General features: G+C 43.6%; 3 protein-coding genes. All 3 read left to right on the top strand.

What is annotated here, in order from left to right; all coding sequences use genetic code 11:
* A partial coding sequence (locus BLV86_RS17425) for a VanZ family protein (protein ID WP_175456611.1) occupies positions 1-234 on the top strand: 234 nt, incomplete at its 5' end.
* 194 nt (positions 235-428) lie between these two features.
* Positions 429-737: a type II toxin-antitoxin system RelB/DinJ family antitoxin gene (locus BLV86_RS17420; protein ID WP_090820122.1), complete on the top strand. Its 309-nt coding sequence runs from the start codon at positions 429-431 to the stop codon at positions 735-737.
* A complete protein-coding gene (locus tag BLV86_RS17415) occupies positions 734-1144 on the top strand; it encodes a putative toxin-antitoxin system toxin component, PIN family (protein WP_090820119.1) in 411 nt (136 codons plus the stop codon). The genes BLV86_RS17420 and BLV86_RS17415 overlap by 4 nt, the downstream gene beginning before the upstream one ends.
* The last annotated feature ends 384 nt before the right edge of the window (positions 1145-1528 follow it).

Here is a 1528-nt window from a genome sequence, read left to right as displayed (position 1 = left end):
CCAACGACCAGGCAGGACATATTGAACAATGTCTGGTTGTTCGTGCCACTCGGAGCGGCATTGTATGATCCTGGACGCCGATTCAGGTGGTTATGGGCCTTTGCGTTAAGCATAGCAATTGAAGTGGTGCAGTATTTTACCGGTATCGGGGTTTGTGAATTTGATGATGTATTCAGCAACGGACTGGGCGCTATGATTGGATATGTGGCGGCATATAGCTTTGGTGCTTTATAAGGATGGACGGTTGGCTCGACCAATTTCACAAACATTGTTGGCAGGCACCATAAAAATCCTGCTTTTCGTCCATTAATTTTGCCAATGATTCCTTTTCGGGGCTAGCGTTTACTGTCTTGCGAAGTCGCTAGCTGACTTGAAATATGAATTACGATGTCGTACAATAGTCTTACAATAAGAAGGGAGGTACGGCTATGGCTACTTCATTGTTGCAAGTCCGTGTTGAAGATTCTCTGAAAGATCAGGCGGCAGCGGTATTTGAAAATCTGGGAATAGACACCTCTACTGCGGTTCGGATGTTCTTAAAGCGTGCAGTGATGGAAAATGGTATTCCCTTCAGAATGACGCTTCCTAAGACCCCGTATGCTGCCGAACGCGGATACAGGGCTATGGTAGAGATGAGTGAAGGCGCTGAGAAAAATGGGCTGTCCGATATGACTTTGGATGAAATCAATGCCGAGATTGATGCATCCAGAAAAGAGCGCCAGACTGCTAGCAAATGACTTACTATGCGGTTTTGGACACAAATGTGCTTGTTTCGGCTTTGCTAAAGAACGGCTCGGTACCGTGGCAGGTGGCAGAGGAGGCACTTCATGGAGACATCATTCCTGTGCTGAATGATGAAATTTTGACTGAGTATGAAGATGTCCTGAATCGGCCAAAGTTCAAATTTGAGAAAAGAACGGTTGATGTCTTCCTGAATGATCTGAAGAAACGTGCTGTTTATGCTGAGGTAGGTCTGATTGAGGACATAGTTCCAGATCCCAAGGATGTTGTGTTTTATGCAGTCCTGATGGAGAAAAGAAAAGAAGAGGAAGCCTATCTGGTGACAGGGAACCTAAAACACTATCCAGTAAAAACCTATGTGGTGACACCAAAGGAGATGCTGGATATCCTGCGGGAAGGGTAAATCATAATGATGAGAAGCATTTTGGAGAAATCCAGGGTGCTTTTTTCATGCTCAATAATCAATACCGGTTACAGCTAGAATACGATGCATTCTTATTTTTGACCGGAATCTGTATCTGCTAATCCAATAATAAGTTAAGCGGATCATTGAAAATTCAGTCACTCACAACTAAAGCACATTGGAACCGTGTATCGGGAATTTTTTATAAACTTTAGCTCCGGTAGGTTGACATACTGTTTTTACAAGTCTTTTAGGCGTTTTTAATCGCATTAAACAAGTGTGATATTTCAGAGGGATAGAGTCGTGAAGAGAGCAGGATATTTTTTGAGAGTATTAGTTGTTTTAATGGTTCTGAGTGGGTCAACAACCGGGGCGGCTTTTGCG

The organism is Oribacterium sp. KHPX15, assembly GCF_900107835.1.
GTDB lineage: Bacteria > Bacillota > Clostridia > Lachnospirales > Lachnospiraceae > Oribacterium.
Note: the sequence above shows the minus strand (reverse complement) of the source record. Positions and strands in the feature narration are given on the sequence as shown.

Bases quoted from the DNA above. Each gene is read 5' to 3' on its own strand.
- BLV86_RS17420 (WP_090820122.1), top strand. From the start codon at position 429: ATGGCTACTTCATTGTTGCAAGTCCGTGTTGAAGATTCTCTGAAAGAT.
- BLV86_RS17415 (WP_090820119.1), top strand. From the start codon at position 734: ATGACTTACTATGCGGTTTTGGACACAAATGTGCTTGTTTCGGCTTTG.